This is a genomic window from Liquorilactobacillus satsumensis, from assembly GCF_964065465.1.
Lineage (GTDB): Bacteria > Bacillota > Bacilli > Lactobacillales > Lactobacillaceae > Liquorilactobacillus > Liquorilactobacillus satsumensis.
Window position 1 is genome coordinate 16,434 of the sequence record NZ_OZ061609.1, and the last position, 11,587, is coordinate 28,020.

Genomic DNA, 11,587 nt, shown 5'->3' on the forward strand with positions numbered 1-11,587 from the left:
CTTACTTAAATAATAACATAGTTAAAAGAGGAAGACAATCCTTGATCAACGTTAATAATCAGGACGAAGTTTAGAGAAAACAGTTTAAAGTGAGCGTTAAGAGGTTCTTTTTTTTGTATAAAAATAAACTCACTCAATTTTAGAGTGAGTCTATTTGACATAACCACGACTTCAGGCAAGTAACCTGAAAAGGGAGCTTTTCACATGTTTAAGCGAAAAATAGTTTAGGGCAGATCATTACCTGCAGCCAAGTAAACGTCGTACCATTCCTGAGCTGTTAGTTTAACCTTAGTGCCATCTACTGTATCGCGTAAATGAGCAGGGTTCATTGTACCAGCGATCACTTGTAGTTTTGCAGGGTGCCGCAAGATCCAGGCAGCAGCAATGGCATTTTTAGATACACTGTATTTATCTGCTAATTCTTGCAGTTTATCATTAACTTTAGGAAAATCAGGATTGTCAATGAATGTCCCTTCGATCTGACCATATTGGAAGGGCGACCATGCTTGGATCGTCATGTTGTGAAGTTGTGAATACTCTAATAATCCGCCATCATGATCAATACTTCTAGCGTCCGTCATGTTTGTGTGAATATCACGATCGATCGGACCTGTGTGCATTACACCAAATTGCAACTGATTGATCAGTAGTTTTTGATTGACAGCTGATTGAACTAAGTCCACTTGACCAGGGTTCATGTTAGATACGCCAAAATGCCGGACCTTTCCAGAGCTTTGTAATTCATCAAAAGCCGCTGCAACTTCGGCTGGGTCCATTAATGCATCAGGACGGTGGAGCAAGAAACTATCTAGATAGTCAATACCCATCCTTTCGAGCATGCCATCAACAGTTTCGAGTAAATGCTTTTTTGAAAAGTCATAACGTGTGATCTCATTATTACGTTCAGGATTACGATAAATTCCGCCTTTAGATTGAATAAAGAAGTCATCTCGTGACAAAGATGATTTTTTAAGCGCTTGGCCAAACCTTTCTTCAGCCTTCCCGGCATCGTAGACGTCCGCGGCATCAATATAATTAATACCTAAGTCCTTGGCAGTTTCTAAAACAGTAACCGCATCGTCGACACTTAGGGGTGCAATGCGCATAATGCCCAAAATGACCTCAGAACCTGTAAAACCAGAACCACCAATTTTGACTTGTTTCATTAAAATATCCTTCCTTTCATCTCTAATACTTATGGCAAGTATAAAACAATTAAAGACAATTTCAAAACGATAAAAACTTGGAACCAAATTCAACAAAGTTGATCTTATCAAACTTAAAATCTTTGTCTCGTTAGAAGCAATTATCCGCTAATGGATGTAAGCTGATTCCTGAGACAACTTTTAAGAGAGCGTATAATGAATAAATCGTCTCTCAAAAGGAAGGAATTTTTACATGCCAACTCGTTACGACAAAGAATTCAAACAAAACATCATCAACCTATATAAACAAGGCGAATCAGCCGCCCAACTGGCCAGAGAATATGGCATTGGCTATTCAACCGTTCATAAGTGGATCCAGGGCCAAGCCAAAACTCAATCCGGTAAATCGCCAGACGAAATTAAAGCGATGGAAAAGCGGCTGGCTTCCCTGTCTGAGGAGAACGAAATCCTAAAAAAAGCCCTGGGCTTCCTTGCGCAGAAGTAACCAATATTTTTGATTACATTCACCAAGAAAGCCATAACCACCAGGTAACTAAGATGTGCCGAATCCTCGGTGTTTCCAGAGCTCAGTATTATCGTTATCGATCCCCAAAGCCTTCAAAACGCCGGGCCGAAGATGAGGACTTAAAACAACGGATTCTGCGGATCTTCACTGTCAACATGACGGTTAATATCTCAGCTGCGGTTTTGACCTGAGGTGGTAAAACGCCACCCCAGCTTTCTGATCTGTCATATATGCACCATGCTTTCTGATTGAAGGCAAAACCTCACTTGTTACCCAATGTTTGAATTCTTTCGCTTCTGGAAGCTTACTTGAAAGAATTAAACTGTAAAGTCCTGATTCATTAATTACCGATTTATTAGGGTTCCCTTTAATACCGTCACGAATCGTTACGCTATTCTTATCCTCACTATCAACGTGATCTATTAATGCTTTACGTGTGTTAGAATAACCCAAAACTTCAGCCACATCTTTGCCAACAAACCAAGGTTCATCTTCAATTGCCACTGTGCGAATTAGACTATACATACCTGACTCGTTAATAAGACCCGTTTTAGACTTGTAGTTTGAACCTGTGTCCTCTAAGAGGACGGTGGTTTTATTTTCATTATCAACATGAGATTTCAAAGCATTAATAGTATCTTTATATCCAAGCACACTCGCCACTTGTGGAGAATTCATTGTGATACTTCTATATGCCAATATAAGACGTTTTAAGCGACTTTAATATGTTCTAGTATAATTTTAAAATAATTGTAAAAGCTCTTAAACGTTTAATATGAGCTTTGAATTTTAAATGAAAGCGTTATTTTTAAAAACATGTATAAAAAAAGACTAGGCGTTATCATAACCTAGCCAACAGTAGTGCAATTTAAGTAGTGCAATTTAATTATAACTCACTTTTCAGCTTTAATTTTATCCTTTAATTTATGACTAGCCCACCATTCACCCTTACCAGTTTTAAGATAGTGGTGATCAATCAAGCGTTGTCCTACCCAATAGATACAGAATGGAATCAGTACCCACAATGCAGCTTTATATACCAGACTTACTAAAATTAAAATGACTCCAACAGTCATAACAAACCAAAATACCCTCATAATGAATGGTAACAACAACCAACCTAAACCAACTACAATAACTAACCACATGTTACTTTCCCTCTTTCAATAACTTAATAATTTCATCGTTTTGTGTAGCAAGTTTATCCTGCTGCTTAATCAGTAACCAATTCTGCTCTACTTCAGCCTGAAGCAAGTACATTGTATTTTTAGTAGCATCTGAAACTGAAGGCATGAATCCTAATAAACCTGTGCCACTTAGATAGTCCCTAATTCGTCCAACCTGTTTAAAGCTGTCTTTGCGTACATCTTCTAAACCTCGTTCAGTTAACCATTTTTCCAACTTTGCCTGTTTTTCTGCTTCTTTTTGTTCTGTACTCTTAAATAATCCCATTTTGATCTCTCCTTATTATATCGCTTTATCTTATTTATATGCTAAAATGAATGATGGCTAGGACTTTTGAATGTGGCGTTCATTTCTCTCCTGGCTATTTTTGTGCTCTAAATTCTCTCCAATAAATATAGGTGCCATTGGTATTAAGGTAATTACAGCAACGATTAAACACTCATGTAGGAACTCCATTAGCTCACTCCCTTTCTTTATCTTACTAACACTTTAACACGTATATACGTATTTGTCAACTAGTAATATTTATGGTATTCTGTATACGGAGGTGATAAGATGAAAAAGAAGTTTACCACTACCCTAGATGGTGAATTAATTAAAGCTATCAAGATTAAGGCGATTGAACAGAATAAGAGTGTAGCAACTCTATTAGAAGAATTGATAAAAGAATATTTAGCCAAATAAAAAAGACCTAGCTTAGTTGCTAAGTCTTGTTTTTCTATTTATGGTTTTTTAATTTATAAGAAAGCTTGTCTTTTTCTTCTAGAGCATTCAGATACTCACTGTAGGCTGTAATAGTGTTTCCATTTAACTTTTTAGAATAGTCTTCAATCATGATAGACAACATTTCAGATATAGAACGTTTTTCTGCTGTAGTTTTAGCTAATGCCATTAGGGCATTTCTAGCATGATTGTCTAACCTAACACTTACATCAAATGTGGGAATCACATCTTTTTCAATATCTGTAAAGCCAACATCTGCTCTAGAAATTTGCTTAGTTTTAACTTCTACATTTTTATCTATTCGCTTTTCGCTGTTGTTATTGTGTTGTAATAAACCACTCATTTATTATCAACTCCTAGCCTATTTATTAATTCTTTAGCAACGGCGGTGTACACGCTATGAGTAGCTTTATCCCATACATTTTTATGATCTTCTGTAATTCCAGTTAAATCATAGCGCTTTACACGTTCCATAGCAGTAATTACATTATTAAACATATTTCCTTCTCCAAAATCAGTTATTGCTGTTTTTAAAATAGAATTATCTATTTTAGATTGACCTTTAGTTAATACTGGTAAGATTCCTAAAATGTCTACCTTAGAATCAAACGTATTTATCAAGTTGGTTTGCAAATACTCTAAAAAACTCTTAGCGCCCAATAATGAACGTTGTTGAGTCTGTAACATAATTACCAACCAATCACATGCCATAAATACATTGTCGTTTGTAAGGCTCATTGTGGGGCTTACATCAAGGAATATAAAATCATAGTCATCTTTTAGGTTATTCAGAGCATTCTTTAAGTAAGTAACTTTTTCTTTTTCAGATAAATCTTGTTTATCCAACCAACGACTAAATAAATTCATATCTGAAGCAACTGGTAGCAGAGATAGATTATCTTTAATATCAATAATTCCATCTTTGAGGTTTCTATTATTGATTAACAAGGCAAAAAGTGAAGGATCTATAGTTATCTCGGTGTTTTCTTGGCTTTTAGTTTTAATCATAAGATCTGTTAAATTAGATTGTGGGTCGCAATCTACTAATAATACTTTGTAACCTAATGAAGCTAATTCCCAACCTAAAAGTGCGGTAGTGGAGGTTTTACCAGATCCGCCTTTCTCATTTGCACAACTAATTATCATAATTTTCCCTCTTTTTCATTTTGCATACTTCATACTTAATACACCATACATCATACTATATACCGTCTACTGTGTAAAGTATACAAAAGAAACTGATATCTTTGAGACGTTGATAATATTGAATTTGACAAATTATAATACAGTATAAACCATACATTATACAATATACTGTTAACTGAATACTGTGTATTATATACGGTACACTGTATACAGTATACTTTTATATTTGACAATAATTTTAAGTTGTGTTATCTTTTAAGCATACAAAAAAAAGAGCTATCCCAAAGGACAAGCTCTTCATAAAGAAAAAGCCACCCAATACTCCAATATTGGAATGACCCACACCAAGTATCATCAATTATGGTCTTATTATACAACATCCTATCAGTGTTGTAAATGTAGCTGATTTCAAAAACGCAGGAGACAAGCTGCGAGATAAAGCAAAGCCTATAACCTTACTATCTAGGTAGTTGACAGCTGGTTATAAGTGAGTGCTAAAAAGTAGACACGTCCTGAACTCAGGGACGACTTCAAAAAAATAATTGAGTAGTCTATGGATTCTGTAATCTAATCTGTAGGCTAGGTTCAGAGCCGACCTGTAGACAAAGCATTACCGAAGCTACTATCTAATGGCTTGAGTGGTTACATGATATGAGCTACATTGTAAGGTAAGGGCATGTATTTATCTGTGAGAGATAATCTTAATCAATGTAGTAGCTGTAAGAAGCTGAAACTAGATTACTTGTGAGTTGAGCGAGGCAAAACCTCAAAAACTGAGCTACACATTATTTTTTTGTTTTTCTCTGCAAAATTAAGGGAAAAACTTTGCTCATACCGCTTCAGCCTTCCTAAAAACTAAGCCAGCTGGTTCTGGTTGTCAACTAAAGTTATTCATTTTATTTGAATATCTAGCTAGGTATGTAAGCGGGTTTGCAAAGCCACCTAGGTAAATTTCACAAGTTAAGAAAGTTAAGTTAGTGGCATTCTACTAAAGCAAAATACCTAGACCAATTTAAAACTAGAAATTGTGAAAACCAGTTAGTTAATTTTAAGTTACGTAGGCGGGGAATTGGGAGTATACAACTGAACACTTGGGTTAATATTGATTATGTAAACTAGTAAAGTTAGAAATAATAAATATACATATTGGTGTATAAAGGGGTCAGCTTATTGAATGTGTCTAATTTGAATTTGACAATTAAAAAAATTAAGTTTTGTAACGATGATATAAAAAGTGATATAAAGGTTATTAAATTTTTAATACCTTTCGCTTATATTCTTATGGCTATGTTTTTAATAAGTCTAGATGTAATGAACAATATCGCATTAAGTGGTTTAGTAATTACTTTCTTATTTTTTATTTTTAGTTTAATTCAAAGTCATTGTTATGATTGTAAAAGTAAGGCCGAGAAAGCAGAATTACTATATATTGAAGAAATCACTAAACTAAAAAAACACCAGGATAATTAAATCCCAGTGTACTTATTTTACTTCTCATTATGGTTATATTCCATCCATACAATGAATAGGAAAATAACTAGAGAAGGTGTAAGAGTGATAGTCATGCGATTGAAGCCTCCTAGCTATACTTAAGGTGGTCAAACCTTAGTAATAGCCTTTCTAATTGTATCAGAAACTAGACATCAATAACAACACATGCTATTATGAAAATGTGTAGGAGTGAAGTCATGTGATTGGCTTCCTAGGGTCTAGTCAACCCGTCAGCAAGTCCTTCAGCTGGTATATAGCCTATCGGGGTATGCCTAGTTGATGGGCTTTTTTTGTACAGATTATGTTAGACTACAGTTTTTAATGTTCTCTAATTCGACCTCATGTAATTGTGGATGTAAGCTGATTCCTGAGACAACTTTTAAGAGAGCGTATAATGAATAAATCGTCTCTCAAAAGGAAGGAATTTTTACATGCCAACTCGTTACGACAAAGAATTCAAACAAAACATCATCAACCTATATAAACAAGGCGAATCAGCCGCCCAACTGGCCAGAGAATATGGCATTGGCTATTCAACCGTTCATAAGTGGATCCAGGGCCAAGCCAAAACTCAATCCGGTAAATCGCCAGACGAAATTAAAGCGATGGAAAAGCGGCTGGCTTCCCTGTCTGAGGAGAACGAAATCCTAAAAAAAGCCCTGGGCTTCCTTGCGCAGAAGTAACCAATATTTTGATTACATTCACCAAGAAAGCCATCACCACCAGGTAACTAAGATGTGCCGAATCCTCGGTGTTTCCAGAGCTCAGTATTATCGTTATCGATCCCCAAAGCCTTCAAAACGCCGGGCCGAAGATGAGGACTTAAAACAACGGATTCTGCGGATCTTTGCGGAATTCAAGCAGCGATACGGCGTTATGAAGATCCACCATGAATTGAATCTGGAACTTCAACCACTGCAGCGTCGGTGCAGCCCAAGACGGATTTCCCGGCTCATGAAGGAACTGGATATCCACTCCGTTACCGTCAATAAATGGAAAGCGGCTTCGGCTTCCAAAACCAAGGTTGAACAGCGTCCCAACTTGCTTAAGCAGGATTTCTCGACCACTGGTTTAAATCAAAAATGGACCGCTGATATGACCTATATTCAAACGAAGCGTAATGGCTGGTGTTACTTATCAACCATCATGGATCTGCACTCAAGACGAATTATCGGCTATTCATTCTCAAAAAAGATGGATACTGATTTAGTCTTAAAGACCCTGGAAAGCGCGGTTAAAAATCGAACCATTACTGGGGACCTGATTATCCACACAGACTTAGGATCACAGTACACCAGCGATGATTACAACCAACGGTTAACAGAACTACATATCCGCCACTCTTACAGCCGTAAGGGGTGTCCATACGATAATGCACCAATGGAATCTTTTCATGCTTCCCTCAAAAAGGAATGTGTTTATCCAGTGCCGGTCTTTGAGAATTATGAAACTGCCGCTGCTGTCCTTTTTGAATATGTGCATGCTTTCTACAATAGGAAGAGAATTCATAGTTCACTGGGCTACCAGACCCCCTTACAAGTTGAAATCGCAACACTTACGAGCCAAATGGCCGCCTGATTTAATGCTTTCCATGGTTCAAATAAGTTATTAATCACGATTAATGATTTATTTGAGCTGTGGAAGGTAAACGCGGTTCTGAATGTCTCTTAAAACCTGTCTCAAATATTGACTTCAATCCAACTGATAAAGCCTTAACCGTTATGTATCATAATATGCGCCAACAAATCTTTTGGGACGGTAATAAACGAACCGCCACTTTAAGCGCCAATAAAATCATGATTGATGGTGGCGCTGGGTTAATCAATGTCCCGTTAGATCAGTGGGATCATTGGAACGATTTAATTGCTGATTATTACCGGACTAATGACATGAATAAAATTAAACAGTGGACGTATGACAATGCGATTCAAGGATTAGAGATTCGAGCAGACAAAAAACTGAGTGCTAATGAGTTGAACGAGATGTACAAAAAAGCTAAAAAAAAAACGAACCAATTAGAGCTTGAAATGGGTAAAGAAGAGATTAGTAAGAGAACCCAAAATCAACTCAAAGACTTTGTTAAAGATAATTCAGATTTAAAAATTGAAAAGCCAATGAATGATCCGAAAAGTAAAAACGACCAGCCTAAAATCTAGGCTGATCGTTTTTTAGCTTATTCGGCTTATGCGCATTAACATAGTCGGCAAATATTTTTAAAAGTTCTTCGGTTTGTTCTACTGATAAATTATCCGCTTGAAAGTATTTTTCTAACAAGGCGCCTTTTTGAATTAGCCGCCGTGAACGGGCTTTGCGGGCTTGCCGATTTTTATAGTATTTGGATTGTCGTAATTTAAAATCTTCCCGAGCCATTTGCTCTTTTAGGCGAGCTTTTTGTGCAACCAATTTTTCATATTGATTAGCCATCATCATCACCACTTAGTTACAATTGGTTATTTGGTTCATGATTTAAAATCGTTGCTATTTTTTGCGCGAGGTCTTTAATCTTTTGATTGGACAAATCGGCGTAATCTAAATTTGATGTTTTAATAATTTGCTTGCCAAGGTTTTGTTCAATCTTACTTTTTTCAGCTTTGATCTTTTGATTAAGCTGTTTTAATTTGGCTTCTTGTTTTTCCAATGTTGATAGGGTCATACTAATGCCTCATTACAAGCTTATATATAATTAATCAAAATAATAACATTCAAACTAATAAAAGTCAATATAAGCGTTGAAAAAGCGAAGCTCCAGGCGTACACTAAAAGTAAATTTAAGGGAATCAGCAGTCTGAGCGAAGCGAGGTCAATGCGCACTTATACCCCACCAAAATTTAGTGGAGGTTTTGTGCTTAAAATCTGTCTCAGAAGTTGCCTTCGGCAACAACCAAAAATCTAAATAAAACTAACCAAAGTCAATTTGATCTAACATGGTTTCAGTACTTGCTTGGTCTAAACCCAAATAAGCTAAAGTCATGGCTTCACTTGAATGATTTAATAAGTGCATGACTAAGCCAATATTGTAATTGGATTGCGTGTAAACGCGATAAGCTCCAGTTTTACGCATTGTGTGGGTACCTAGATAATTAATCCCTAAAAGATCGCCGACTTTGCTCATGATTTTGTAGAACTGTTTTTCCGTAATATGCCGTTCTGGGTGTTGAATGGAAGGAAAAAGCCATTCAGATTGTAGCTGATTATCAAGTAGCCATTGACGATACAATAAAAGCTCTGTTTGAACAGGTTTAAGGTACAAGGTATTAGGTTTACCAGTTTTTTTATCATGAATAAACGCATTTTGTTTAATGGAGCCGTCCGGATTAAAAATATCGGTCTGTTTTAGGCACATAACGTCACTGACTCTTAGTAGCGTAGCTTTACCAACTTGAAAAATTGTATAGTTACGACGGCCAGCTTTGAAATTATTGAGTAACGTATCTTGCACCTCTTTGAGCACATTTGAATCTTTGATTGGTAAGACAACTTGCTGCATAGTCTTTTCTCCTTTTATTGAGATATTAAAGTAGTTATGTTATTATTTTTGTAAGGAAAAAGTAAGGAGATGGTATTGTGAGTGCAGGTAATGTAACTAAGGTTAGATCGAAAATCACAAGTAAAAATCAGATTACAATTCCTAAAACAGTACGTGAGCTGTTAAAAGTTCGGTCTACTGACACAATTGAATGGCAGATTGAACCAAATGGTAAAGTAATGATTGTTCGTAGTAAACCGGATCTATGGCAAATTGTTGATGAACAAGAAAAAAAGTTCGGAAATCTCAGTACAACAGAAGTTGATTGGGGTAAAGATGTAGAAAGTGAAGACTTTGATTAATGAAATTAAAACAAGGCGCTATTTTGTGGATTAATTTAGATCCGGCTAAAGGCACTGAAACTAAGAAAAAGCGACCGTGTTTAATTGTGAGCAACGATCACTATAATCGCTATTTTAATACGGTGTTAGTTGTGCCAATCAGTACCTCTGACAAATATCGTACCCAAGAAAAGTATGCTAAATCGCCGTTATTTATCAGGATAGATAACGGGAAAATTCACGGGACAGCGTTATTGCAACATGTCCGTGCTGTCGATCCAACAAAACGATCAGATGGCGAAATTGTGGCCACTTTATCTCAACAAGAAATTAGTTCAATTAGTACAAAGCTCCAACAATTCTTCTAAAAAACAGATGCTATTTGTTGATAAAAGCAACAAAATAGCCCCCAATATCTATAATGTAGATATTGGGGGCTATTTTAACAACGTTTTTGAGGGGCGATTTGTAAAAAAATGGGCCCTTAATTAAGTGTGCCCCCTGCCCTTGGGTGGTTATGACATAAATCATAAGTTGTGGCCTATTTTTTTATCCCCTATAATCAAAGGCATGAGGAAGTGCCATAACTTAGGGACATAAATAATGACCCAAAATCTGTACGAAATCAGGTCATTTTGAAAATTTTCGGGGTACGAGCCCTAGCGGGCTCGAAAAAGAGGTCCGGAGTCTTGACATCAGAGCCACATTCCAGAAAAGGGCTATGAGTATGTTGTAAATGGACGTCCCGATATCGAATGGATTATTGATCAGTATCAAGTAAAGACTGATAAAAAATCAGAGATTACAGATGATCCTAACGAATTTAGTGACGATCCTAAGTATATTTTGAACCTCTTACTATTCCGTTATTACTGTAAGTATGCGTACCCTTGAATTAATTGATGAATTACCAGAATTTGAAATTCAAGAGTAGTATGGGTCTAATATATAATGACCCCTAGGAAAGACTATTAAAACAGCCCCCATTATCTAATAGTTAGATAACGGGGGTTGTTTTTTTATAAAATGATATAATACTTCCTAGATAGGAGAAAACGTATGTCTAGACAAAAACGATCGATCAAGGAAAATAATGATAAATTAAAAGTTCAATTAGAACTCCTCCGTAGTTATACGGAACACTTTGACTCAGGTATGATTCATATGGCTTTGCCAATGGCTACACAGGTTCGTGTATTAATACATCAAACAGATAAGTCCAATTTATTGACTTCTGAGCACTTTTTCATCCGGCTGTTGTCGGCGCCGATCATTGTGCGATCGGGGGTGGGCATATGAATTCATTGATTAGTTTAGAAAAAGTTAATTATCAAATCGCTGATCAACATATTTTACATGATGTTGATTGGCAGATTCCAGCTGGGGCTCATATTACATTGACGGGACCATCCGGTGGTGGGAAAAGTACGTTATTACGGATCATTGCGGCCATGATTTCTAAAACAAGTGGGACCTTGATTTTTGATGGGCAGCCGATTGAAAGTTACGACCCAATCATGTATCGGCGGCAAGTCTCATATTGTTTCCAACAACCGACGTTATT

The 11,587-nt window shown here is 36.4% G+C and carries 16 protein-coding genes and 2 pseudogenes; 9 read left to right on the top strand and 9 right to left on the bottom strand.

Features of this window, described 5'->3' with window-relative positions; all coding sequences use genetic code 11:
* Positions 1-224 precede the first annotated feature (224 nt).
* Positions 225-1,166 carry an aldo/keto reductase family oxidoreductase gene (locus AB3Y88_RS12640; protein ID WP_056960398.1) on the bottom strand — a complete coding sequence of 314 codons (942 nt, stop codon included), beginning with the start codon at positions 1,164-1,166 and terminating at the stop codon, positions 225-227.
* A gap of 232 nt (positions 1,167-1,398) precedes the next feature.
* Between AB3Y88_RS12640 and AB3Y88_RS12645 the strand changes: the two genes are divergently transcribed.
* On the top strand, positions 1,399-1,650 hold the full coding sequence (locus tag AB3Y88_RS12645; protein ID WP_002816285.1) for an IS3 family transposase: 252 nt from the start codon (positions 1,399-1,401) through the stop codon (positions 1,648-1,650).
* 234 nt (positions 1,651-1,884) lie between these two features.
* Here AB3Y88_RS12645 and AB3Y88_RS12650 read toward each other — a convergent pair.
* From AB3Y88_RS12650 to AB3Y88_RS12660, 3 genes and pseudogenes are all read right to left on the bottom strand, one after another.
* Positions 1,885-2,349: pseudogene (locus AB3Y88_RS12650) on the bottom strand (Bro-N domain-containing protein); the annotation flags it as partial.
* 215 nt (positions 2,350-2,564) lie between these two features.
* On the bottom strand, positions 2,565-2,819 hold the full coding sequence (locus tag AB3Y88_RS12655) for a hypothetical protein (RefSeq protein ID WP_054758160.1): 255 nt from the start codon (positions 2,817-2,819) through the stop codon (positions 2,565-2,567).
* Between the two features lies 1 nt (position 2,820).
* Positions 2,821-3,123, bottom strand: a complete 303-nt coding sequence (locus tag AB3Y88_RS12660) for a hypothetical protein (protein WP_054758161.1) — start codon at positions 3,121-3,123, stop codon at positions 2,821-2,823.
* Positions 3,124-3,411: 288 nt separating this feature from the next.
* On the opposite strand from AB3Y88_RS12660, the gene AB3Y88_RS12665 reads away from it, so the two are divergent.
* The gene (locus tag AB3Y88_RS12665) at positions 3,412-3,540 is read left to right on the top strand and encodes a ribbon-helix-helix protein, CopG family (RefSeq protein ID WP_228890123.1); all 129 of its coding nucleotides are present in this window, start codon (positions 3,412-3,414) and stop codon (positions 3,538-3,540) included.
* 34 nt (positions 3,541-3,574) lie between these two features.
* Here AB3Y88_RS12665 and AB3Y88_RS12670 read toward each other — a convergent pair whose 3' ends face one another.
* Positions 3,575-3,922: a DUF5388 domain-containing protein gene (locus AB3Y88_RS12670; protein WP_056959865.1), complete on the bottom strand. Its 348-nt coding sequence runs from the start codon at positions 3,920-3,922 to the stop codon at positions 3,575-3,577.
* The gene (locus AB3Y88_RS12675; RefSeq protein WP_056959863.1) at positions 3,919-4,725 is read right to left on the bottom strand and encodes a ParA family protein; all 807 of its coding nucleotides are present in this window, start codon (positions 4,723-4,725) and stop codon (positions 3,919-3,921) included. Before AB3Y88_RS12675 ends, AB3Y88_RS12670 begins: the two co-directional genes overlap by 4 nt.
* Before the next feature lie 1,922 nt (positions 4,726-6,647).
* Here AB3Y88_RS12675 and AB3Y88_RS12680 point away from each other — a divergent pair.
* From AB3Y88_RS12680 to AB3Y88_RS12690, 3 genes and pseudogenes are all read left to right on the top strand, one after another.
* Complete coding sequence (locus AB3Y88_RS12680) at positions 6,648-6,899, top strand: IS3 family transposase (RefSeq protein WP_002816285.1); 252 nt, start codon at positions 6,648-6,650, stop codon at positions 6,897-6,899.
* Positions 6,886-7,794, top strand: coding sequence for an IS3 family transposase (locus AB3Y88_RS12685; protein ID WP_367293459.1), 909 nt, complete (start codon positions 6,886-6,888; stop codon positions 7,792-7,794). Before AB3Y88_RS12680 ends, AB3Y88_RS12685 begins: the two co-directional genes overlap by 14 nt.
* Positions 7,795-7,916: 122 nt before the next feature.
* A pseudogene (locus AB3Y88_RS12690) lies at positions 7,917-8,372 on the top strand (hypothetical protein); the annotation flags it as partial.
* Here the strand turns inward: AB3Y88_RS12690 and AB3Y88_RS12695 are convergent.
* The 3 genes from AB3Y88_RS12695 to AB3Y88_RS12705 all read right to left on the bottom strand — a co-directional run bounded on the left by AB3Y88_RS12695 (position 8,362) and on the right by AB3Y88_RS12705 (position 9,703).
* Complete coding sequence (locus AB3Y88_RS12695; protein ID WP_054758135.1) at positions 8,362-8,640, bottom strand: hypothetical protein; 279 nt, start codon at positions 8,638-8,640, stop codon at positions 8,362-8,364. The pseudogene AB3Y88_RS12690 and the gene AB3Y88_RS12695 overlap by 11 nt on opposite strands.
* 16 nt (positions 8,641-8,656) lie before the next feature.
* Positions 8,657-8,869 (bottom strand): hypothetical protein, encoded by a 213-nt coding sequence (locus AB3Y88_RS12700; protein WP_054758136.1) that lies wholly within the window; start codon positions 8,867-8,869, stop codon positions 8,657-8,659.
* Between the two features lie 246 nt (positions 8,870-9,115).
* A complete protein-coding gene (locus tag AB3Y88_RS12705) occupies positions 9,116-9,703 on the bottom strand; it encodes a site-specific integrase (protein WP_054758137.1) in 588 nt (195 codons plus the stop codon).
* Between the two features lie 77 nt (positions 9,704-9,780).
* On the opposite strand from AB3Y88_RS12705, the gene AB3Y88_RS12710 reads away from it, so the two are divergent.
* From AB3Y88_RS12710 to AB3Y88_RS12725, 4 genes are all read left to right on the top strand, one after another.
* Positions 9,781-10,044, top strand: coding sequence for a type II toxin-antitoxin system PrlF family antitoxin (locus AB3Y88_RS12710; protein WP_056959484.1), 264 nt, complete (start codon positions 9,781-9,783; stop codon positions 10,042-10,044).
* On the top strand, positions 10,044-10,391 hold the full coding sequence (locus tag AB3Y88_RS12715; RefSeq protein WP_054758139.1) for a type II toxin-antitoxin system PemK/MazF family toxin: 348 nt from the start codon (positions 10,044-10,046) through the stop codon (positions 10,389-10,391). The genes AB3Y88_RS12710 and AB3Y88_RS12715 overlap by 1 nt, the downstream gene beginning before the upstream one ends.
* Positions 10,392-10,782: 391 nt before the next feature.
* Entirely contained in the window at positions 10,783-10,917 is a 135-nt protein-coding gene (locus AB3Y88_RS12720) for a hypothetical protein (protein ID WP_228890131.1), read from the top strand.
* A 401-nt stretch (positions 10,918-11,318) separates the two neighbouring features.
* Positions 11,319-11,587 (top strand): ATP-binding cassette domain-containing protein (locus tag AB3Y88_RS12725; protein WP_367293460.1); only part of this gene is annotated, 269 nt, incomplete at its 3' end.

Bases quoted from the DNA above. Each gene is read 5' to 3' on its own strand.
- AB3Y88_RS12705 (WP_054758137.1), bottom strand. From the start codon at position 9,703: ATGCAGCAAGTTGTCTTACCAATCAAAGATTCAAATGTGCTCAAAGAG.
- AB3Y88_RS12695 (WP_054758135.1), bottom strand. From the start codon at position 8,640: ATGGCTAATCAATATGAAAAATTGGTTGCACAAAAAGCTCGCCTAAAA.
- AB3Y88_RS12675 (WP_056959863.1), bottom strand. From the start codon at position 4,725: ATGATAATTAGTTGTGCAAATGAGAAAGGCGGATCTGGTAAAACCTCC.
- AB3Y88_RS12665 (WP_228890123.1), top strand. From the start codon at position 3,412: ATGAAAAAGAAGTTTACCACTACCCTAGATGGTGAATTAATTAAAGCT.
- AB3Y88_RS12640 (WP_056960398.1), bottom strand. From the start codon at position 1,166: ATGAAACAAGTCAAAATTGGTGGTTCTGGTTTTACAGGTTCTGAGGTC.
- AB3Y88_RS12670 (WP_056959865.1), bottom strand. From the start codon at position 3,922: ATGAGTGGTTTATTACAACACAATAACAACAGCGAAAAGCGAATAGAT.
- AB3Y88_RS12655 (WP_054758160.1), bottom strand. From the start codon at position 2,819: ATGTGGTTAGTTATTGTAGTTGGTTTAGGTTGGTTGTTGTTACCATTC.
- AB3Y88_RS12680 (WP_002816285.1), top strand. From the start codon at position 6,648: ATGCCAACTCGTTACGACAAAGAATTCAAACAAAACATCATCAACCTA.
- AB3Y88_RS12715 (WP_054758139.1), top strand. From the start codon at position 10,044: ATGAAATTAAAACAAGGCGCTATTTTGTGGATTAATTTAGATCCGGCT.
- AB3Y88_RS12645 (WP_002816285.1), top strand. From the start codon at position 1,399: ATGCCAACTCGTTACGACAAAGAATTCAAACAAAACATCATCAACCTA.
- AB3Y88_RS12660 (WP_054758161.1), bottom strand. From the start codon at position 3,123: ATGGGATTATTTAAGAGTACAGAACAAAAAGAAGCAGAAAAACAGGCA.
- AB3Y88_RS12700 (WP_054758136.1), bottom strand. From the start codon at position 8,869: ATGACCCTATCAACATTGGAAAAACAAGAAGCCAAATTAAAACAGCTT.